28 protein-coding genes are annotated in these 20079 nt (G+C 42.6%); 7 read left to right on the top strand and 21 right to left on the bottom strand.

Annotated elements, in window-relative coordinates:
* Positions 1-14 precede the first annotated feature (14 nt).
* A complete protein-coding gene (locus ICW23_RS01660) occupies positions 15-188 on the bottom strand; it encodes a hypothetical protein (protein ID WP_188153926.1) in 174 nt (57 codons plus the stop codon).
* Positions 189-656: 468 nt separating this feature from the next.
* On the opposite strand from ICW23_RS01660, the gene ICW23_RS01655 reads away from it, so the two are divergent.
* Both ICW23_RS01655 and ICW23_RS01650 read left to right on the top strand, forming a co-directional pair.
* On the top strand, positions 657-2486 hold the full coding sequence (locus ICW23_RS01655) for a T7SS effector LXG polymorphic toxin (RefSeq protein WP_188153925.1): 1830 nt from the start codon (positions 657-659) through the stop codon (positions 2484-2486).
* A complete protein-coding gene (locus ICW23_RS01650; protein WP_016938186.1) occupies positions 2483-2839 on the top strand; it encodes a hypothetical protein in 357 nt (118 codons plus the stop codon). Before ICW23_RS01655 ends, ICW23_RS01650 begins: the two co-directional genes overlap by 4 nt.
* Positions 2840-3312: 473 nt before the next feature.
* On the opposite strand, the gene ICW23_RS01645 is transcribed toward ICW23_RS01650, so the two are convergent.
* On the bottom strand, positions 3313-3456 hold the full coding sequence (locus ICW23_RS01645) for a hypothetical protein (protein WP_188153924.1): 144 nt from the start codon (positions 3454-3456) through the stop codon (positions 3313-3315).
* A 45-nt stretch (positions 3457-3501) separates the two neighbouring features.
* On the opposite strand from ICW23_RS01645, the gene ICW23_RS01640 reads away from it, so the two are divergent.
* Complete coding sequence (locus tag ICW23_RS01640) at positions 3502-3741, top strand: KTSC domain-containing protein (RefSeq protein ID WP_375804999.1); 240 nt, start codon at positions 3502-3504, stop codon at positions 3739-3741.
* 369 nt (positions 3742-4110) lie between these two features.
* Here the strand turns inward: ICW23_RS01640 and ICW23_RS01630 are convergent, their stop codons facing one another.
* The 15 genes from ICW23_RS01630 to ICW23_RS01565 all read right to left on the bottom strand — a co-directional run bounded on the left by ICW23_RS01630 (position 4111) and on the right by ICW23_RS01565 (position 13749).
* Positions 4111-6909, bottom strand: coding sequence for a phage tail tape measure protein (locus tag ICW23_RS01630; RefSeq protein ID WP_188153923.1), 2799 nt, complete (start codon positions 6907-6909; stop codon positions 4111-4113).
* Entirely contained in the window at positions 6906-7127 is a 222-nt protein-coding gene (locus tag ICW23_RS01625) for a hypothetical protein (RefSeq protein WP_041482358.1), read from the bottom strand. Before ICW23_RS01625 ends, ICW23_RS01630 begins: the two co-directional genes overlap by 4 nt.
* 74 nt (positions 7128-7201) lie before the next feature.
* Entirely contained in the window at positions 7202-7909 is a 708-nt protein-coding gene (locus ICW23_RS01620) for a hypothetical protein (RefSeq protein ID WP_188153922.1), read from the bottom strand.
* A gap of 35 nt (positions 7910-7944) precedes the next feature.
* The gene (locus ICW23_RS01615) at positions 7945-8598 is read right to left on the bottom strand and encodes a hypothetical protein (protein ID WP_188153921.1); all 654 of its coding nucleotides are present in this window, start codon (positions 8596-8598) and stop codon (positions 7945-7947) included.
* Positions 8599-8608: 10 nt separating this feature from the next.
* The gene (locus ICW23_RS01610; RefSeq protein ID WP_188153920.1) at positions 8609-9091 is read right to left on the bottom strand and encodes a hypothetical protein; all 483 of its coding nucleotides are present in this window, start codon (positions 9089-9091) and stop codon (positions 8609-8611) included.
* Complete coding sequence (locus tag ICW23_RS01605; protein WP_188153919.1) at positions 9088-9456, bottom strand: hypothetical protein; 369 nt, start codon at positions 9454-9456, stop codon at positions 9088-9090. The genes ICW23_RS01610 and ICW23_RS01605 overlap by 4 nt, the downstream gene beginning before the upstream one ends.
* A gap of 281 nt (positions 9457-9737) precedes the next feature.
* Positions 9738-10124 carry a hypothetical protein gene (locus tag ICW23_RS19305; protein ID WP_223152223.1) on the bottom strand — a complete coding sequence of 129 codons (387 nt, stop codon included), beginning with the start codon at positions 10122-10124 and terminating at the stop codon, positions 9738-9740.
* A 20-nt stretch (positions 10125-10144) separates the two neighbouring features.
* Positions 10145-10375 (bottom strand): helix-turn-helix domain-containing protein, encoded by a 231-nt coding sequence (locus ICW23_RS01600; protein WP_188153918.1) that lies wholly within the window; start codon positions 10373-10375, stop codon positions 10145-10147.
* A 63-nt stretch (positions 10376-10438) separates the two neighbouring features.
* Positions 10439-11251, bottom strand: coding sequence for a hypothetical protein (locus tag ICW23_RS01595; protein WP_188153917.1), 813 nt, complete (start codon positions 11249-11251; stop codon positions 10439-10441).
* A gap of 249 nt (positions 11252-11500) precedes the next feature.
* The gene (locus ICW23_RS01590; protein ID WP_188153916.1) at positions 11501-11989 is read right to left on the bottom strand and encodes a hypothetical protein; all 489 of its coding nucleotides are present in this window, start codon (positions 11987-11989) and stop codon (positions 11501-11503) included.
* Between the two features lie 384 nt (positions 11990-12373).
* Complete coding sequence (locus tag ICW23_RS01585; protein ID WP_188153915.1) at positions 12374-12550, bottom strand: hypothetical protein; 177 nt, start codon at positions 12548-12550, stop codon at positions 12374-12376.
* Positions 12543-12884 carry a hypothetical protein gene (locus tag ICW23_RS01580; RefSeq protein WP_188153914.1) on the bottom strand — a complete coding sequence of 114 codons (342 nt, stop codon included), beginning with the start codon at positions 12882-12884 and terminating at the stop codon, positions 12543-12545. Before ICW23_RS01580 ends, ICW23_RS01585 begins: the two co-directional genes overlap by 8 nt.
* On the bottom strand, positions 12881-13081 hold the full coding sequence (locus ICW23_RS01575) for a hypothetical protein (protein WP_188153913.1): 201 nt from the start codon (positions 13079-13081) through the stop codon (positions 12881-12883). The genes ICW23_RS01580 and ICW23_RS01575 overlap by 4 nt, the downstream gene beginning before the upstream one ends.
* On the bottom strand, positions 13082-13402 hold the full coding sequence (locus tag ICW23_RS01570; protein ID WP_071347032.1) for a hypothetical protein: 321 nt from the start codon (positions 13400-13402) through the stop codon (positions 13082-13084).
* Positions 13402-13749, bottom strand: coding sequence for a hypothetical protein (locus ICW23_RS01565; protein ID WP_125122412.1), 348 nt, complete (start codon positions 13747-13749; stop codon positions 13402-13404). Before ICW23_RS01565 ends, ICW23_RS01570 begins: the two co-directional genes overlap by 1 nt.
* Before the next feature lie 110 nt (positions 13750-13859).
* Here ICW23_RS01565 and ICW23_RS01560 point away from each other — a divergent pair, with 110 nt between their 5' ends.
* From ICW23_RS01560 to ICW23_RS01550, 3 genes are read left to right on the top strand one after another with little or no spacing between them, the layout of a single operon-like run.
* Positions 13860-14093: a helix-turn-helix domain-containing protein gene (locus ICW23_RS01560; protein ID WP_160222970.1), complete on the top strand. Its 234-nt coding sequence runs from the start codon at positions 13860-13862 to the stop codon at positions 14091-14093.
* Positions 14083-14274, top strand: coding sequence for a hypothetical protein (locus tag ICW23_RS01555; protein ID WP_188153912.1), 192 nt, complete (start codon positions 14083-14085; stop codon positions 14272-14274). The genes ICW23_RS01560 and ICW23_RS01555 overlap by 11 nt, the downstream gene beginning before the upstream one ends.
* Before the next feature lie 17 nt (positions 14275-14291).
* Entirely contained in the window at positions 14292-14891 is a 600-nt protein-coding gene (locus ICW23_RS01550) for a hypothetical protein (protein WP_160222968.1), read from the top strand.
* Between the two features lie 141 nt (positions 14892-15032).
* On the opposite strand, the gene ICW23_RS01545 is transcribed toward ICW23_RS01550, so the two are convergent.
* Entirely contained in the window at positions 15033-15608 is a 576-nt protein-coding gene (locus tag ICW23_RS01545; RefSeq protein ID WP_188153911.1) for a metalloprotease family protein, read from the bottom strand.
* Between the two features lie 242 nt (positions 15609-15850).
* Here ICW23_RS01545 and ICW23_RS01540 point away from each other — a divergent pair, with 242 nt between their 5' ends.
* Positions 15851-16075, top strand: coding sequence for a helix-turn-helix domain-containing protein (locus ICW23_RS01540; RefSeq protein ID WP_069473309.1), 225 nt, complete (start codon positions 15851-15853; stop codon positions 16073-16075).
* A gap of 667 nt (positions 16076-16742) precedes the next feature.
* Here ICW23_RS01540 and ICW23_RS01535 read toward each other — a convergent pair.
* The 3 genes from ICW23_RS01535 to ICW23_RS01525 form a co-directional block, all read right to left on the bottom strand.
* Entirely contained in the window at positions 16743-17819 is a 1077-nt protein-coding gene (locus ICW23_RS01535) for a tyrosine-type recombinase/integrase (protein WP_188153910.1), read from the bottom strand.
* A gap of 212 nt (positions 17820-18031) precedes the next feature.
* The gene (locus tag ICW23_RS01530; RefSeq protein WP_168768883.1) at positions 18032-18760 is read right to left on the bottom strand and encodes a helix-turn-helix domain-containing protein; all 729 of its coding nucleotides are present in this window, start codon (positions 18758-18760) and stop codon (positions 18032-18034) included.
* 164 nt (positions 18761-18924) lie between these two features.
* Positions 18925-19974 (bottom strand): tyrosine-type recombinase/integrase, encoded by a 1050-nt coding sequence (locus tag ICW23_RS01525; protein WP_024085137.1) that lies wholly within the window; start codon positions 19972-19974, stop codon positions 18925-18927.
* Between the last annotated feature and the right edge of the window lie 105 nt (positions 19975-20079).

Raw genomic sequence — 20079 nt, 5'->3', positions numbered from 1 at the left:
TGCCAAGAGTAAACTTAAACAATTTGAAATACGGCATACAATGCAACTTCAGCGACAAGCAAATAAATTATATATCTAGCATAATTTAATACTTCTTCATCAGTATTTTTCTCTTTTTTAAAAGTCCATGCAAATAACCCTAATACAGTTGCCACTAACACGATTTCAATTATTGTTAAAATTGACATACCTTCCTCCTAAAAAAGAACAGGATAAATAGGTTAATTTTCATTGAATTAAGTCTCTTCAGTCAGGATGTACCTTATGAAAAATTTCCATTTCTTCATGTTCATTACCTTCAATGAGTTCAAAGCCGCCCGGTACATTATACATTATTTTCCGTTAACATATCAATTCCGGTTAATAACTCACCTTTATCCTGAATTACACCATTTTCATCTTTTACACACTACAATTCATTATCTAATAATACTTTCTTTTCAATGAAATTGTTTCATAATTATTTCTCCTTATTAAAGTAATATTGTCTTTAATAAGACTGTTCCAACCTTTTTACCCCGCTTACTCTTTCCAATTCACTTAATTAGGTCAAATGATTCATTTTTCCATTTTAGATAGTACATTGACATTGACCTTATTACTCATTCCTCCATGGTAAAATCTTGTTGAAATATTTCGAGTGAAAGGACATGGTCATGAAAGTTTTCGAAGCAACCACCCTGCTGTCCGCTGCCAAACAGCGCGCGGGTGAATATAAAAAACTGCGCGGTCAGATGGTCAATCTGAAAAAAGCGTTTCAAGGTATGGCTGATCTCGGTGACGGCGATTTCTCAGGCCGGGGCGCCAATAACATTAAAGCTTTTTTCAAGGACCACGCCGGCGTCACAGACAGCTGGCTTGATCTGATCGATATGAAAATCGCATTTCTCACAAGCCTTCCCGGTAAGGTCGAAGATGCCGGACTTTCCAATTCGCATGTGGAGGAATCATTTCTGGAGCACGAGCTCACCCATGCCCTCAGTAAATCAAAGGCGATTATGGAAGAGCAGAAAAAGGACATGCGCTCCATCCTCGGAGAGATCGAAGACATCATCTCGCTCGAATTGTTTTCAACCGAAAACACGGATCAGAAGCTCTCTTCAGCTGACAAAAAAAGAAGCGAAACGATACATAAGCTCGGCAAACTTGATCACGATTTAACGAAAGAATACGCAGAAACCGAAGCGAACGAACAGTTCATTCAAGCCGACTTCCAGCAGCTCCAAAACGCCACAGGCAAAGGAAAAAGCGCCACGCCGCTTCACTACAATGCCCAAGCGTACCGAGAAAGCGACACCCATAAGAAAAAAGGCGATATCGCAAGACATTCGGATGCTTATTTGACGATTAAAAAGGAAGAGGCGAAAGAGCGGGAAATCAAGGATCTAAAGAAAAAGCTGGCTGATGGTGTGACCGATCCGGATGAATATTTGGAAATCGCGAAGAAGATCGGCTATGAAAACCTTGAACACGCTCAGGTGCAATATGTGATGCAGCTTGAACAAACAAAACAGCTCGAAGAAGTCGGCGAAACGGCTTGGGATATCGTCAAAGGAATAGGCGTCGGCCTTTATGATGTCGGAAAAGACACCATAACAGGCGTCAAAGATCTGGCTGTCGGCGCATGGGATTTTTACCATCTCTCTGATGAACAAAAAGTCGCTAAAACCATATCGGCTGTACTGAACACGCCCTCTTACGCAAAAATCATATGGACAAACCTGGCGGATTCATGGAATGATAAAATGGTTAACGGGGATGCATATTCAAGATCACATTACATCACCTACGCCATCGGGAGTATCGTCGGACTAAAAGGTTCCGGCTCAGCTGTAAAAGTATCAAGCAAGCTCGCGAAAACAGGCGCCGCCAAAGTGGATAACGTCTTGGAAGCCGGAGAAAAAGCGGCTGCAAAACATGTAAAAACCGGGATTGAAAAAGGAAAAAATTATATCAATTCCGTTTCGAAAAACAAGTACGAACCAGCGCTTGCCGGATTAGCACAGGATATTGAAAATACTCACAATGTGAAGAATACGCCTTTGTTGAAAAGTATTATTGAAGAGCAGAAAGAGAGTGTTCTCAGGCAATCTGTCAATTCAAATGGTATTAATAAGAAAACGATAAAGCACGTATATCATGGTGAAGTTAATAGGAAAAATAAAGCTGTAGGTTATCATCATGAGAGTATGATGGGTGGCAATATAATACCTGGAACAGAAGAAGTGCCTGATATAAATGGGGTATATAGAGCTAAAGTAGAAGTAAAAGGAATAAAAAAAGTAGCAAGGTCAACTTTCTTTCCAAAAGAATGGGATAGAATAAAAGTTTACAATACAATTTCCGAAGCTTACAAAAACAAAAAACAAGTACGAGATAATAAGTATATCGGCAAAACATCATCAGGGATTGATGTAGAAATGTATATTAATAAAGATGGCTCAATAGCTACTGCATATCCTTTATATAAAAAACCAAGGGAATGATTGAATTTATTATGGAATATTCATTTGAATGTAAAAGAGACCATTTAGGATACTTACGAGTAGTTCTCCCCGCAGGGTTAGAATACTTTTCTGACTTCATTGAAGACATTGTTTCGGTAGATGAAGCTGATGAATACTTGAAAATGATTCAAGACGTATTGGATGGTTCTTCTGAAGAATATGAGATTCAACTAAATACAACCATTGCATATATAAAAGAAGATCAAACAGTCATAGAACACCTTTATACAGAAAATGAAAACGATAGAAGCTCCATGGAGACAGAAAAATTCAAAAAACTTATACTCGACTGGAGAGACAAGATCCCCCAAAGGTATAAGAGTGATGATTAAAACTTTAGGTCCCTTGAAATTCAAGGGACCTTTTTATTACCTTAATACCGCTTCAAGTTTCACTTTGTTTTCGATCCGCAGTTACTATCTGGAGAACTCATAAGGAACGGTCTGACGAATTTTTGGTTTTCAGTGCATAATAGCTATCAATGCCATTTCCTTGCCCTTCTTACTGGAATAATGTAAGCCTCTAGAGCCGTTTCAATAAAAAGTAAAAAACCCTTGCTACGCAAGGGTTTCGGCTATGATTCCGACTGGGCTCGAACCAGCGACCTCTACCCTGTCAAGGTATCCGCAAGTGATCCGATAAGTCAGTCGGTAAGTCAAACGTTGGTATATCAGCGTTAAGTCATGCAACTAACATTGAACGTCCTTATTCTATTATCTCCGATTATAAACTATGGCCCCTCAACCACGCAAGGTAAAGAAGAGTATAATTTTAACACTCAGTCAATCTCGATAGAAACTTTGTTTTACGGTTGCTCTCGTAATTCGTCGTCAGCTAATTCCGCAAGCTTTTGAAAAGCTGCGTTATTTTCTAACGGTCCTGCCTCGCATTCATACCCGCAGCTCTTAAGTTGTTCAACGATTTCATTTAGCGTTTTAAATTCAGACAATTTCCTCATCCTTTCGTCTAGTTTTTGAAGGTATTTTGATCTTATATGCAGAAATATATACCAAATGGAGGTGATAAAATGAACCTAGTCCCAGTTAACTCTTCAAATTTAAGCGCTGTTGGATACAATTCTCAATCCAAAGTGCTACGGATTGTTTTTAACAGCGGCACTTACGATTATTTTGATGTGCCCCAAGGTGTGTATGATGGTCTAATGTCGGCTCCTTCTAAGGGAAGATACCATCATGCTTTTATTAAAAACAGCTATAGATATGCAAGAGTTTAGAAAATTCCCTTATATTTTATAGTTGGCAAACGTATGACGAATGAAACTAAAAGGCGGCATTAGCCGCCCTGCTTCGTCAACTCCGGTATTACCACCCATCCAACAACTCCGCCGTGTTGATTTCATCCATCATTTCCCGATCAGAGTATGGAAAAGTAGCGTCGGCAACCTTCTGACTGTCTCTGTTTACTCCTGATTCAATCGCTTTCAAAACACTTCACCCCACACCACTGCGAGGCCGCTGGTTCCGTACGCACTTTCTAAGCACCCTTGCGCGATTACAAGACTGGCGAGAATTTTATAATTCACGTATATTTTCTACGCATCCGGAGCGATTTTCTTTATGAAGTCCGTATTTCCCATTCGAAATCACCTCCCGCTCCTTAGACTTTCTATATCGAGGCCGTCTTGTTGGATCGCGCTGATATGCGGCTCAATGACGTGGCCTAGTTCGTATCCATCTACGATTATGGAAGCGCCGCCTTTCGTCTTAATCGCCTGCTCAATCGAACTGAGCGCGCGCAACATATCCGAGGATAAGCCAGACTCTCCTCCGAGCCCCGCCGTATGCCCTGCGTCAATCATTCGCATAAGATTCGCCTGTTGCGCTTCAGTAAGCACCATTTCGTTACGCAGGGCCCGGATATCGACTTCGTGGCTCATCGGATTAGCAAATTGAGACGCTAGGCCGCCGATGTGAAGTTTATTGATCTGTCCGAGGCCGATAACGCCGCCAGTGTGGTAGGCGCCCTCATTCCCTCTTCCCCGACTTACAGCTCGCTCTGTCTTCATGGAGACATCCGATGTGATTGTTGTTATTCGCTTCGAGATGTCCTTACTTAGAGCAGCGTTCATTCTATTGGCTTCTGACGTAATCTCCTCGACTCGTCCTCTTGCGGTACGAAGGTTTGCGATCTCATCGTCAATTGCTTTAACAGACTTTCGATATTCATCCGTTTTACGATCGGCTGCTGTCGTGTTGTTTTTCAGATTCGCCTTCGCATCTTGTAAGCGCCCAATCTCCTTATCGATCACTCTCACGCCTTCGCCCTTTTTGGCGTTTAATCCAACTTGACGGAGCTCAAGGTCGATCATCTTCTGACGAATAGTATCCAGCTTAGATATTTCTTCGTTTACCTTATCAAGTTCGGTCTTTTTAGCTGAAATTTTCTGTAAGCTGGTGTCTAATTGGCTTCTTAGTGTCTTTAAGGTCCCTTTCTGAACTTCAAGGACAGTCTCTTGTGAAGCTACTTCTTTCGTGTTTCCTTCGAGTTTAGCGTCTCTTATATTCCCTTCAGTTTCTTCAATTAGAGCAAGCTGATCTGCTATCTCACTCTCGCTTTTGTGCCTCTCTTTTGTCAGATCTTTTATTTCTCCTGTAAGCTGCTTCTGCTTACTTAGGTTGTCTTCATAATTTTTATCTGCGAGGTTTTTCTGTTTTTCCAGATCAAGTCGCAAATCTTCCGCCTTTTCCTCAGTCAGCCGCTTTAACGCCTTAGTATTTTTTGCGAACGCATTACCTTGATCGGTGATCGCAGCGCTTGTTTGCGGTGCCTTCTCTAAAACCTTGTCGTTAAGCGAAAGGTAGCGATTAAATTCCTCGTTTGTCAGTCCAGATTTCTTACGCAACTCTTCCTGTTCTTCCTTCATTCGTTTGATAGAATTGGCATCCGTCTCCGTTTTAATTCGATCATTCAAATCGAGATAGTAAACGAATTCATCGGCAGTCAGCTTCGTTTTATTTTGAAGTTTATCGAACTCTTTCGTTAAGCTGTTGATAGAATCTATTTCCTTCTGTTTCGACTCGGCCGCCTCTAAACTAACAGTATTCATCTGATCGTATCCCGCTTTTACCCCGACAAGTGCTCCCGCTAATAAAGATAGCCCGGTGATTACCCATCCGGCCGGACCCATCGCAACGAACAAACCGCGTACTGCAATTCCGAGTTTCATCATGGACGACGCAACCAGCGCCACTGCTGCCGCCGCGCCCGCCATTTCGAGGCCCGTCGTGATGATCCCCGGATTCAGTTCGCTAAGGAACTCGACTACCTTCGTACCAGTTTCGACAATTTTTCGGAAAGTAGGTAAAAACTCGTTACCGATCGCGATTCCGAGGCCGTCGAGCGCAGACGTAAACTGTTCGAACGACCCTTTGAGGTTATCCATCTGCGTTTTCGCTACTTTGTCCGCAGTCCCGCCGGCTTCCTTCAGTGTCTTCGAATAGTTGCGCAGTCCCTTTTCTCCGACGCCCAAGAGCGTAACGAATCCGGAAGCCGCTTCAACTCCGACGAGCTGTGCCGCCGCTGCCGTTTTCTGTGCCGATGTCATCCCTTCGAATTGCTTCGAAATATGACCGACAAGTTCCGGTATCGGCTTTAGATTTCCCTGCGCGTCCTTTACTTCGATGCCGTACTTTTTCATCGCTTTGGCCGACTGCCCGACCGGATTCGTAAGGTGTAAGAGTGACGCACGAAGCGCCGTACCCGCCATCGATCCCTGAATACCGGCATCTGACATTTTCGCAACGGCCGTCGCAGTGTCTTCGATTGAATATCCGAGAGAGTGCGCAACAGGGGCGACGAATTTCATTGCATCGCCTAATTGCGGCAGATCCGTGTTGGCCGTCGTCATCGCTTTTACGAGTACGTCAACGGCATGCCCGGAGTCTTCCGCTTTAATGCCGAAGCCGGTCATGATGTTCGAAACGATATCCGCGGAACGTCCGAGCCCTTCGCCTGAAGCTGCCGCCAAGTTGAGCACGGCCGGCAACGATCCGACTTGCGCTTTTACGCTGAAGCCCGCCATCGCAAGATATTGAAGACCCTCGGCCGCTTCGACCGCGGTATATTTTGTTTCGGCGCCCATCTTAGCCGCGATATTCTTCAGATCTTCGAAGTCCTGACCGGTCGCACCGCTGATCGCTTTAACTCGCGACATGGCCTCCTCGAAGTCAGCCGCTTTCTTGACGGAAACACCGATGCCGGCTACGACTGCGCCGCCGACCGCAAGCGAAGCCTTTTGGATGAGGCCCATTTGTTTCGACAGATTCGCTGATGAACGGCCCATTCTCGTCATATCGCCCCTGACTTGCGTCTGTCTCCGCGACCAATCATTCATATCAAGTACAAGGCGCGCCCGGATCTCACCTACCGTCGCTCCGCTCATTCTTTACCGCCTTCTTGTGAGCGATTGAAGAAAAGCACAATCTCCTCTGCGCTGTATTGATCTAAGACCTTAGTTGCTTCAACTATTTTTTCTCCCTGCTCGTCTGTAAAATTCCCGTTGCCTTTAAGGACTTTTTCTGTCACCCATTCGATAACACCAACTGCATATGCGACTCTGTCTGCTTCTTCTTTCGTTACAAAAGGAATTACTTCTCCCATCTCATTCGCTCCTTTTAGGTAAAATAAAAAAGGGCGCCCATTTCGGACACCCTTGCTTTTCGTGCTCTATTAAATTACTCTTGGCTGGAATACGCTTCTGGATTACGGAGATAGTCAGCCACCTGATGGCCAAACGTTTTAGTCGCAACATTATAATACTGATCATATTCCGGAATAAGTGGCTGATCTTTTTTACTCAATGCGGACTCCTTAATCTGTTGAGCTTGTTTTTGTTCTTCGGTAGACGCCACGTTTGTCAGCTTCATATTTATATGGCCGAGCTTGAGTTGGCTTGATACATCTTTATCAACAAAAGAAGCTGCCAACGCCGGAAACTCAGCCATCATTTTCCGAGCAAAATACGGGTTATCAATCGTGTTGACGAAAGCTTCTAGTTTACTCAATCCTGTTTTAGTATTTGCCGCCAGTACAGTATCCGTTTTAAGGGCGGTAAGACGTCGCTCAAATTCCGCTTCTACTGCTGCGGACGGTTTTTCAGGCTCGGCGAGAAGGATTTCATCCGCAAAAGCGACCGCACTATCGGAAATCTTATCGAATTCCTTTTTAGCACTCTTAAGTTGGCCTAATAGTTGGTTTAAATATTGAGCGCGCACCTTATCTAGTTGCTGTTTTTGGCCTACATGTGTAAGGGTAACGTCTCGAAGGATTTCTGTTTCGCGCCTCTCAAAACCCTGTTTAGCCTCCCTAACCAAGCCTTTGACTGATTCACGAATTTGTTCCATTTGCGCGTAACTCTGGCTCATCTTTTCAAATCTATTCATTATAAAGTCCTCCTTTATTTTGTCTTACTGGTTGTTTATTCAGCGGGGATTTCTCCTTTTAACCATGCCCGGTGTATTTCCGGCTCAATGATCCCGTATGGGTTTGTCCCGTTAGGTCTATACGTGAAGGTCGGCTCTGTGACGTAAATTCTCGGTTTGTGCCTTTCGAATAGCCCATCGTAGGTAGCGAATTGCGCTTCACCTATCTGTCGGCCTACATCGAAGTACGTTTGACGGCATTGAATATTAATTAAATCGTGGTAACTGGCTGCGGCTTCTAAGTATTCCATCTTAGCTTTACGTACGCGGTCAAGCGCTGCCTGCTCATGTTTGCTCTTATGTGCGGTTACTTCATCTGATAACTTCCGGAGGATGTCTCCTTTGACCGCATGTATCTTTTGTTCGTGCGCCTGCTTAACGGACGTTTTCCTCTCGTATCCGCCCGAAACTTCCAGCCGCAACGATGCAACGGTTTCCCTCGCCTTACGCTCTTTCGTTCTCTTTGCTGAAGATGCGTCGAGCGCTAGTTCCATTGTGGCCGCTTTCAAATCTTCCTCAGCCTTTTGAAGCTCCTTCGCTAACTTTTCGTCGTGTTCCTGAAGCCTTTCGAGTGCTTTTTTCTTCTGCTCCTCTAGGCCCTCAAGCTCCGACAATTTTTCTTTGAGTTCATCTGAATACTTAAACTTCATCGTACCCCTCCTAAGAAATGATAATTTTATTGTTGAAAAGGCAATTTTTCAGCAGTAATAAACGCCCCTTAAACGTCCGCCAATTACCCAGAACCTCCATCGCATCATCCATTACGGAAACTTCTTCCGGACATGCTCCCATTTCGTTAAAATCTGTCGACGCAAATTCATGCGACTGGAACCGGCCGGTCAAACGTACAGAATTCTGATAGATGGTTGGGTATTTCGGACGCTCAACCTCGACCATTTCGAATGCCAAGTCAATGAGCGAGTGGTCAAAGACGATCGTTAGGTCGACAACGCCCGCTAAAGCCGATGCAGCTCGTAAAGCGCGCTGAAAAGCGATATGATCGGTCATCTGGCCGTCGTGCCTGTGCTTGCCCGCAGTGATGAAATGGCCGGCGGCCTGTATGCCCTCGTAATTTGTAACGATGTAAGCGTAGGCCGCCCGTTTCTCGTCGCCCACCTTCGCGATATAGAGTGTATGCTTCATATGTCCGCCTTCTCTTCCGCAAATAATTCCGCCTCATACTCATCTAACGGCACTCTTTCCGATCCGCGTAGCACAAACGCATTCTTGGCGCCGAAGTGTATTGCGGCATCGGTGACCGCTTCGAGGAGTACACGTCGGAAATCGGTGTCACTGGCCTTCTGATTCCGCTTGATGGTCGACATCGCTATGATCCCGCCATCGCGACCCGATACAATATAGGTTCCTCTTTCCGTATCCAGTTCGATAAGTGCAATGCGGCCGGGCAGCAATCCCGTAAAGCTCCCGCCTTTTGCCTCTCGGATGTACGAGCCGCCTGATTCTCCGTAACTCCCCCAAAATTCGGTCATTTTAGATACGCAGTACATACATCTTCCTCCCTCTGATAAACGATTGTGGGTACTTCGCCGGCATTCTGGCAGTAAAAAAGCGCCTGTGACACGAGTAAGTCCCGGTGACAGCCGCTAATCTTTCGTAATATTTCACCTGTTTCCACGTCTACCGTGAGCACTTCGTCAGGTTTTACGTAGACCAAGACGTTAGTCAAAGATGTACCTCCTTTAGATTCAAAAATCGAAATCTAATAGTAATATAGCCGGGTGCCGGTTTTTGCATTTGAAAAGCCCGTCATATCAACGTTTACAGACGTCTAAATCGTCATTCTTTTTCTTTGTCTATCACGATAATCTCGATTCCTTCGCCGACTATTTTCCTTTTCACTTTTAACCGCACATCCGGCGCAGTATAGTTGCCGGTTACTTTTGCGCTCGAATCGATGGCCGCAACGTTTGCATTTTTCCGCCCTGTTCGACTTGCTCTGTAACGGATGATCGGATTGTAAATATTCGAGATACTTCCGCATTAAAACCGGATCTACGGGCAGAACGTTTCGCATAAAGTAGGGACAAACATTCCCCGGCATTGAATCCGTTTTGATTTCAACGGTACACACACCGCAACGCTGAAGATCACAGGCACCACTGCTTTTGTAATTAGCGCATTGGTTTCGGGCGAGGCGGCCAAGTTTCGTTCGCATCGTGTTGATCTTTCGCTGGTTCATTTAATAACCTCCGTCTGCGCGTAGAATTCAAGCAGGCTAATCACTTTAGCAGGGTTAAGATCCAATTTATCTGCTAATCTTGTAGAGACTTTTGGAGTAAGTTTTCGCTTCCCGTTTTCGACCATGCAAATGAAAGCTTCCGAAACCCCTGTTAAATCTGCTACATCTTTTTGGGATAGCCTGTAAATTCGGCGAATTTTTAAAAACTGATCACCGGTTAATTCCATATGGTCTACCCTCCTTGTTAAATTTTCTTAACTTAGTATCGAAAAAAAAGGCAGAAAAAAACATTAGCCAGAATGGCTAATGCAAGATTGAAGGAGATGCCACGCGCCAGCACCCTTCTCACTATATACGTGTTTTTTCCCGTTTGTATGGTAGATTTTAAGACCGGACGCAATATCAACCGTAAAGATTCCCGGACTTTCACCATCCCTGAATCTTTCGTACTCCGATTTCTCTTCCCCGCTGCCCCAAACTCGGCCAAACTTTATATCGCCGTGCTGTTTTGCTTCTGTATTTCTACGAGGAGAATACGGGCGATTTCCGTTCAATTCACGCTTCCCATATAAATGTATTCGATCAGAAAAAACGAGTCTCCCTTCGTCTTTTTTTCCGGCATTCTCTTCTCGGTTAAGCAAATATCCGTCACGTTTTGGAGCTAAGTACGTGCCTGTTCGTTCCAACCGTTTACTGGCGTCTCTTTGCTCTTGACCGCATGCGTCACTGCAATATTTCTTTTTTCCGAGGCGCTTAAAAACATTATTACAATTCCAACAGGCGCACACTCGATATCCTGATTTAACCTCGGAAGGCGTTGGCGGTATGTACTTGTCCTCCTCGCGCTCCCACTCTTCGCGGGTACGTTCCTTTACTTGAAGCCGCTCGATATTTTCGTGAACCTTGACGAGCAGATCGCTTATAGGCTTCATCAATCCGGACGCCGATTGCATCGGGCTTTTTCCGGTGGCCTGAACGTATTCCGAGAGCGCGGCATCAATCTCGCGATTCAGGTGGAAAGCGTCCACAAAATCGGAATTAACTTCGGTTTTCCATCTATTTATTTTTTGTTTGAGCTCTTCCTTCGGTTGACTTATTTTCATTTTTATTTCCTCCTTTCTTTTTGAAACAAAGCAATCGTTCGCTTTCGCTCAATCTTGCAGATATTATTTATCGCGATAGAATTCATTTAATTAATAAGTATCTGCGCGAAAGTATTTTAATTGAGTGCTATTATTTGTTGGTATGTTTAACGTTGGTATGTTTCTATTGGTATGTTTACTTGGGTATCTAGCACCTTCTTGCATACTCTCCTCTTATACATGTATCCAAACAGCCCTCTGTTGCTTGTATCACTTATAAACAGAAAGATCGGGCAGTATTTTTTCCCCACCTTCCGAAACTATATAGCCGTCATCACTGATCCTCGGACAAAAAGAAACAAAGTACCATTTATACCGACTTGTCCCGATCCAAACGTCCCTCGCTTCGAGTAACAAACCGTTTGTTAGCAAAATATCAACGAGCGGCTTAATTCGCTTCTCTGCAATCCCTAAGTCATCTGCAATTTTCTGTCTCGCTGGAAAGCTAGCTCCAAAGCGTTTACTTTTTTCGCCACTCTCTAACGTATGCTTGCCGTCGACATAGGAAAGTAGATAAAAGTACAAAGCGATAATGTCTCTAATTTGTGGCTTTCTTTGTTTTCGTTTATAAATTTGATCAAACTCATCAATAATACGTGGAAACACCCTGCGCATAAGATCGAGGTTATACATTTCAAAGTTTGTTTGTTCTAATAATTCAGTCTTATCATTCGGCAAATACTTTTTAAATTGCTCCATTTACTTATCCTCCTCCCACACAATGTTGTGAGTGTTTTTATTTCTCACTAATATAACGGGTAGGTAGCAGCCAGTATTGCGACATCTTGCACAAAACAATATGCAAGTAAGGTGAAAACCGCGCAGTTCACTAGATAATACCCGTGACTTTTTCAAACCGCACAATTCAACGTGGATTTGTTCCATCGTTTTAACTGCGTACCAACTTCCGGATTGGCACAAACTTCCGTCGGTTTCGTCCTACACTTGTATAATGGGTAGGCTACCGTCAATTTTGCGACATGGATGACGAAACTTTCTCCCCCGTCATTTATAACTGCGAATACACTTCGGAAAATGGACAAAAAAATAAGCCGGCGTTTAACCGGCTTTTATTGCGGAACCTCAATCAATTAACTTTTCCGGAACATCGTGAACGGTTCCCCGCTGTCCCTCGATCGTATATATCCGCTCTTCGTGCTGCCGGCGGATTACCTTACCGGTCATGGCTTCGGCTGATAACCACGTCAAGCCGTCCGTCTTAACGCCCCAAAAACGCACAGTTTCGCCTACTTTATACATGGCCTTCTCCTCCCGTGAAAAACATCCGCTTGAACTGCGCGACACTCATATCTGTTATTTCGCGGCCGTCGAGCTTCTTTAGGGCCGCCGTAGTCTTAGCGAATTCAAATGTGAATGATTCCGGGTGCGCATCGGCGTATAAGTGGTATCCGTCATTCTTTTGCGTTAGGCCGCCCGTGTCGTAAAACGCAAATCTGCCGCCGCCCCACGCATCAAAATCGCACAATGCTACCGTATCAGCTGCGATTAAATAGGCGTCATGGGTTTCTTTATATGGAAAATCCGCCGATCCGTGCCGGACCAGATGCACCTTCTGCGCTTGGAACTGGCTCATGCTGGCTGCGCCTCCTGCTCACCAAAAAGTTCAAATGCCGCAGCAACACTAATTTCTCCGCAGCCAGAACGTACCCACTGAGATACTTGCGGTAAAAGAGCGAAAAAGTCCTCCGGCTTCAAATTGACATAACGGTCAATTCCTGCCGGATACACGTTAAACCATCCGACAATTGTGCGTGCATAACGAACTTGCATTTACGCCGCCTCCTTTCGATATTTACCGGCTAAGAACAGCATAAGCTCGACCGCTGACATGGATGCGATCTCTTCTAAACTCGGAATGCGGCCGTTTTTCGGTATTGAATACATTACATTTTCGCTTATTTCGGAATGCCAGCCGATTTCCGGACCGTAAGAACCTTCATATATCGTATGAATCATGACATAATGATCCGGTTCAGTTGCATCGGTCATTGTAAGCGCATAGCCATTCCCAAGGTCAATTGCCTCGACTGTCTCCTCAATTCGTTTTCCTTCCTCCATAAAATAAAAGTGATTGATTTTGATCTTTTCCATTATTCTGCACCCTCTTTCGATTGAGCTATTTTAATCATGAATTCAAGTACGGTCATATTTGCGATCTCTTCGGATGTAAGTTCAATTTCAATGCCGGTTTCAAATTCAGCAAGCTCCTCGGCTTTGTCGCCAAGCTCCGGTTTACCTTCTTCGTTGTAATGCAATCGCGATAAAGATATATAACCTGAGCTAACATCTAGCGTGATGTCGTTTCCGATATGCAAAACCTCAATCGGCTCTCGATAGCCTTCCGGATCACAGACGTTTGGATAGTTTACATAGTCGACAGTTATTCGTTGCCATTTGTCTGCAGAAAGAATTTCCTTTTTGATATCAATCGTTTTCATTTAAATGTTCCTCCCTTTAAATTGTTACGCTTTTAAGTACCAACTTACTTCCGATTATATGGTACGCTATTGCGTATAGTCAAGAAAAAAATACATCTGGAGGTCAATTAATGAAAAAAGTTAAAGTTAATATAGGGGATCTTTTGGAAAAGCAGAATCTTTCGCTCCGAGCTCTCGCTGATATATGTGGAATTAGACATGCAGCGTTAAGTGAGTTAATAAACGGTAAGAGGCAAAATATTAATTTCGGACATATTGAACGTATAGCAAATGCCTTAGACATTGAAGATATAAACGAGATTATAAGTTTAATCGAAGTAGAAGGAGAGAATCATGATATTTGAAGGAGAAAAGCAAGAATGGCTACTCTTTAAGGAAAGGGATCTATCGGTGAGAGTTTTCGAAGCCAATAATACATACGAAGCATACGCGACAATAGCAGGTAAAGGTACGCATGTAGCACGCGGACTAGAAAAATGGTCAACAATTTCTGAGGCAATAGAAGGTGTCATAAATAAAAAATAAAAAGGAGAGGTTCCTAATTGATTTTCAAAAGCAATATTGATATTTATAAAAATGCTTATCCTAACTGGCAGAAAACTTTCAGATCCCACGATGAACATTTAATACTATATTCCAATTACTTTAAAGAATCTGCCGATAAGTTAATTTCATCATACGAAGGCTTGAACAATCATTCCATTGATAGTACAATCATTCCAATTATTTATCTATACAGACACTCAATTGAGTTATGCCTAAAAGCAATTTTATATCATGCTTACATAAAGAGAAAATTAGACAAAACAAAAATCCAAGATAAATTAAATAGACATAACTTAAGTCCATTATGGGATATGGTTACCTCTGAATTACGTAAAAGTTATTTATTTTCAAAAGATAATGAAAGCAAAAAAGTATTAAGAAAGCTTCATGTATTAATAATTGAGTTAAATAATTTTGATCCATACTCCATTTATTTTAGATATCCTTTCGACCAACAGCTTGAGGAGAATGTTTACGGTGATGGTAAAGAAAACTTTGGCATTGATTACATTCATATGAAGAACGAGGTTAATTTTTTGTATGAAAAACTATATTACTGGATATACGATAAAGTATCCAAAGATAATTATGTATAACTAACATTTAAGCAGATTTTTTTAAACTAGACATCGTAAACTTTTTATAAAGTGTGAAAATCCACTTATAAAACTCAGTATATTTTTTGCATCGCTTATAGTTAATACAAAAAGGACGCCCGTAAGGCGTCTTCTTCATTTTTAAAGTATTCTAAAGTTACCCGCGTCTAATTGTTGAAATTTAACGCCCTTAGACTGCTTTAACGCTCCAATTATAAGACTAATATCACCTGAACAACCTCTTAATTTTATTACGTACAACAAAACTCCAAAATAAAACACATCTGAAAATTGAGATAAATATGTCTTGAAAAGTAATAAAAACAACAAAAATATTAATGAAAGCGTAATTGCAGGCGCAATTGCAATAGTAACGAAAGCAATCTTACTGATTTTTGCATCACCCTTAAATAGACAACATGGTTTGAAAAATTTTTGTCCATCTCTAAAATGTTTTTTATCTTTATTACGGTAGCTAATCTCAGTTTTCAATGAAAAGCAAGAAGCCGCGTATGCATGAGCTTTTTCGTGTACCACAGTGAGTAATACTTGCAAAAACATAAAGAAACTTAAGTTCAGTAATATATAGTAAGGAAGCTGGAATTCTCGCATGTAAGCAAAACCGAAGAGTAAAATTGGATAAATAAACCAGCACAGTATACTAAGACACATCGCTAACCTATCAACAATTGGGTGTGAACTTTCTAAATAGCGCAATATATATTATCACCTCAAATATAATATCGGTTGTTTTAAAAAAATATTTAGATCAAACGCTTTTTGCGATAACATTATAAATTAAACGAAGGGATCTCCTATAATCCGTTTTTCTTCTTAATCCGGTGCTTTAGCTAGCGATCTGATTGCTTATTTTTCGCATTTTAAATCTGCGCTAAAAAACTGGATAAACTATCCGTTCTCTATTTAAATAAATTATAATGGTCGCAGAGGTGGTCGAAATGAAACTAAACGCAACGCCGCGTCTAAACGCCGTTATGAAGACGAAAGGGTGGACGCAGGTAAGACTATCGGAAGCATCGGGTGTGCCGCAAGGTTCAATATCACGTTTCGATAAGAATAGTCGACATGAAGACTGGCACGTTTTTTCGATTGCGAAGGCGCTCGGCGTAGAAGTCGATGAGCTATTCGAAATTGAAGAAGCCACGGAAGAGGACGCTGAATAAATCGGCGTCTTTTTTCGTATGCAGCAACCCGTCGAGTTTAAAAATTTGTGCGCTAATTAAAAACAGAAGTTGCGGGGGTCGTGTTAGGGGGCTTTGGGGGTCGTGTGATTAAAAATATTCTTTTCGGTTGGTTCTGTATACCTGATTCATATTATTGAATACCGAATTTAACAGAATGAACTTGAGTTACATTCGAAATCATCGACAATCATTGATACAATAACGTTTAAAGACGTTTCGAACGCGCATTGTTTCTTACGTATTTTATGCAACGCTTAAACCGCGCCGTATCAACGTCATGCCGGATGCCCTATGCCGCATACAATGTATAAGATACTGCATACTGGTTATGCGTTAGTGTTACATGCAGTCATACACATGGGCGCAATATGCCCCGAATATACTGCGGCCTATTATCCGGCTAATCGTTGATCTGACGCGGTTTGCTGCGCCTTCATTCCTGTGCTACCTACCGCATGCCTACGACTCTGTGCCGTATTGCTGGCGTAACATGCCGCCACCCCATGAGTTCGGGGCGACCGTCCTCGGTAGGTGTGGCTGGTTACTGTAACCCCTATACTTCGATAGCCTCGTAAGCTACTTCGGATTCTTCCGCAGTAATGCCGATATACCTCAACGTCTGGGACGTCGTATTAAACTATAATTTTCAAGGTAATTTTCTAAAATTTTTATCCGTATCGTTGTTAACTTTTCTCTTACGACCAGCCTTACTACTGATTTGCACAAGAGGCGAGAATTTATCGTGCTGTTCTTTCAACGATTTTCCGGATAAATGCGTATACCTCTTGATCATTCGAAGATCATTATGTCCAAGTATCATCTGTAAATGCCGGATGTCTCCTCCGGCTTCTAAAAACATAGTTGCCCCGGTATGACGCAACAAATGAGGATGCACGCGCTTTTTGATGCCGGCCCGATCAGCATAGTTGTTCAAACGCTGCCTAAAGTTATTAGTTGTCATCTTCTCACCGTAGTTTGCTAGAAAAACATACTCACTATCGAATTCTTCGTTCTCTTTAATCAGTTCTTTTATAAGCCTCACTGTCCTACCTTGTAAAGGTATTAGTCTTCCTTTTCGGGTTTTCGTATTTGTCCCTTCTAATATTAAAAAGTTTGAAGAAAAGTCTATATTTTCAATTTTCAACGAAAGTATCTCGCCTACCCTACACAAAGAATCGATTAAACAAGTCATAATTACGAAGTCTCGGAATTCTGGATAGGACCTTAGGTATGGTGCAGCTAGTAATTGTCTAAGTTCTGATTTGGTCAATATCTCAATAACATCTTGCGGTTCCGTAAGGAGTTTCAACTTCAAAAAAGGATTTTCCATAGCCAAATCCTCATCGATCAAAAAACGAAAGAAAGTCCGTATGGTCTTGATATAGTCGTTAACTGACCTCGGGGATAACCCCTGCGTCTTATGCTCGTTCAATTTGAAATTATGACCGTCGAACTTTATTTTATCGTTGATCAACCACGCGACAAACCCGCGCGCAAAGTCAACGTCAATATGGCGTATGTCTGCGGACACCCCGATCTCTTCCGCGTACTTCGTTAAATACCGACAAGCGCGCATGTACTTATCGATCGTTTCCTGAACGACGTTTTCGGCGCGCTTGGCACGCACTAAGCGTTCAAATAATTCCTCTAACGAATAAATATTTGTACGCTCCATTTTCATTTTTCTTTTTACACGTTTACCTTTTCGGTTTTCTGAATGCATAAAAAATCGCCTCCCATTTTGAGATTACCGAAAACAGGCATTAAACATAAGAGTAATAACGAAAAATAACCCTATTTAACTAAATAAAAACAAACATATCCCAATAAAAACCGAACTATAATAGGTAATTAATCCTTAAATACCAACGAAACACGAACGAAACTATCCGCTAACAAAACGACGAATTAACGCACGAAGACGTTAACAAGGCGTTAACGAGGCGTTAACGAATCAAATCGCGCAGCAAATAGCCCATCGAGCATCCGATCCAGTACGCCGTTAAAATAGCCGGCCAAGTTGCGGATAGGCTTCCGTTTAGTCGCTATAAACGTTTGACGAACGGATTCCAGTCCGATTCCTTGAAGAATATCGGCAGCATACACGCCTTTTAAATACGACGTATGCGCAAGGTATATGCCGTACAGCTTGCTCGTTAATTTCCGATCGCTAACAAACGTATTGACCGCAGATTTAAACGCAGCATACGTATTCTGTAAGAACTTTAATTTGCTTTGAGAAATAACAGCTTCGTTTTCCGTTTTCGGTGCCTCGGCCGTTGTCTCCGTTGGCTTTTCGGCTTCTTGGCGGGGTAACACAGACGGAGTAACATCGGCCGCCGGCTGGATGACGTACATATTGGCGCCGTTGCCGCCGGATATCGGCCGGTATTTAATTTCTTTGCGGATAATACCGAGATCGACTAAACGCTTAACGGCCCGAATCACGGTAACGCGGTGCCGGCCGATTAATTCCGCGATAGATGCGAGCTTCAGGTACGCCACGCCCGGCGTTTTGACGGCATGACGAGACAACACCTTTAGAACCTCGATTGCGGCAGGCGTTAGATCGGACTTATTGTGGTATATGTGCGTACGGATGGCGCCATTTAGCTCGTCCACTGAACGGAACGACGCCATTTTAGAGGCTTCTTTCGTGTACATACGGCTTTCTCCTCGTTAAGAGACACCGTTCCGTCGGAAAATCAGGCGCGCTTAAATAAACGTAGACAAGTACGCTTTTTTTCGATAAGATAGACGTAGGTTAGGGCGTCCTATCTATCGGAATTTATTTCCTTTGGATGGCGTTCTTTTTTTTGTGTGTGTTTTTAGGATCTTTTTATTTTTCGGGGCATAGCTTGAGCTTTGATAATATAGTTCATCACTGTATGTTTGGCATGCGCCTTCGCTACGGATTTATCAGCCACGTGTGTATATCTCTGAATCATTCGTAAATCTAAATGACCGAGTAGCTTCTGAAGCATTCGGCTATCTCCTCCATTCTCCAAAAACATAGTAGCGGCTGTATGCCTAAATAAATGAGGGTGCACCTTCTTTTTCACGTTAGCTTTTGCCGCGAAATCAACTAATCTCTTTCTAAAATGATTTCTGTCAAGACGAGCTCCGTAGTTTGTCAGAAAAACATAATCACTTTTAAAATCCAATTCATTTTCTGCGATTAACTCTTGAACTAACCGACATGTAGTAGGTAGTAAAGGTATATATCTTGTCTTTCGATTTTTCGCAATAGATGATCGAATCGTTAGAATATAGGATTTAAAATCAAAATCTCGCTTTTCAACATGTGTTATTTCACCGATCCGCATCATTCCGTCTAACAATACGTTCATCAATACATAATCACGAAAATCTGCAAAGTTTTTCTTATCAGGCGTTTTTAAAAGGCGTTGTAGCTCATCTGGTTGCAAAATAATAATAGGCTCTTCTATTTCTTGTACGTTCTTAACTCTGTGCATTATATTATTATCAATAAGTCCTTCGCTTTCTAAGGTGTTATACATTACTCGCAGTGTTTTTAAGCGCGTATTTATCGTGCTATCTGATAGACCTCGCTTCTTTTCCTCATCCGATATATAAACGTTCCCCTTAAATTGCACCCAATCATTGCGCATATAGTTTATGTAGTCCCGTATTGTATCTCGATCAATAGCCGTAGGAGAACGAGGTATATCGAATTCCTCAAGAAACGTAGTAAAAGATTTATAATTATCGCGATACTGTTGTAACGTTCCTTTCGCTTTCCCTTCGGCCGTCTTTATCGTGATGAACGTCTGAAATAATCCGTCTAAGTCACCGAGATCACGGAGTTTACGCCTGCGTGTTCGCTTAATCGGTTTCCCTTTTCGAATATCATCCATAAAAAAAGAACGCCTCCTATTCCGGTTTAATAGAATAAGAAACGTTCAAACACGGTAACGGCCCGCCGCTACCCTGCGCCTTAATACGACTAAGTCAACACAATA

Origin of the sequence: Bacillus sp. 1021 (genome assembly GCF_014534735.1) — a bacterium.
In the GTDB taxonomy this organism is placed as follows: domain Bacteria; phylum Bacillota; class Bacilli; order Bacillales; family Bacillaceae; genus Bacillus; species Bacillus siamensis.
This window is presented reverse-complemented; position numbering and strand designations above follow the sequence as displayed.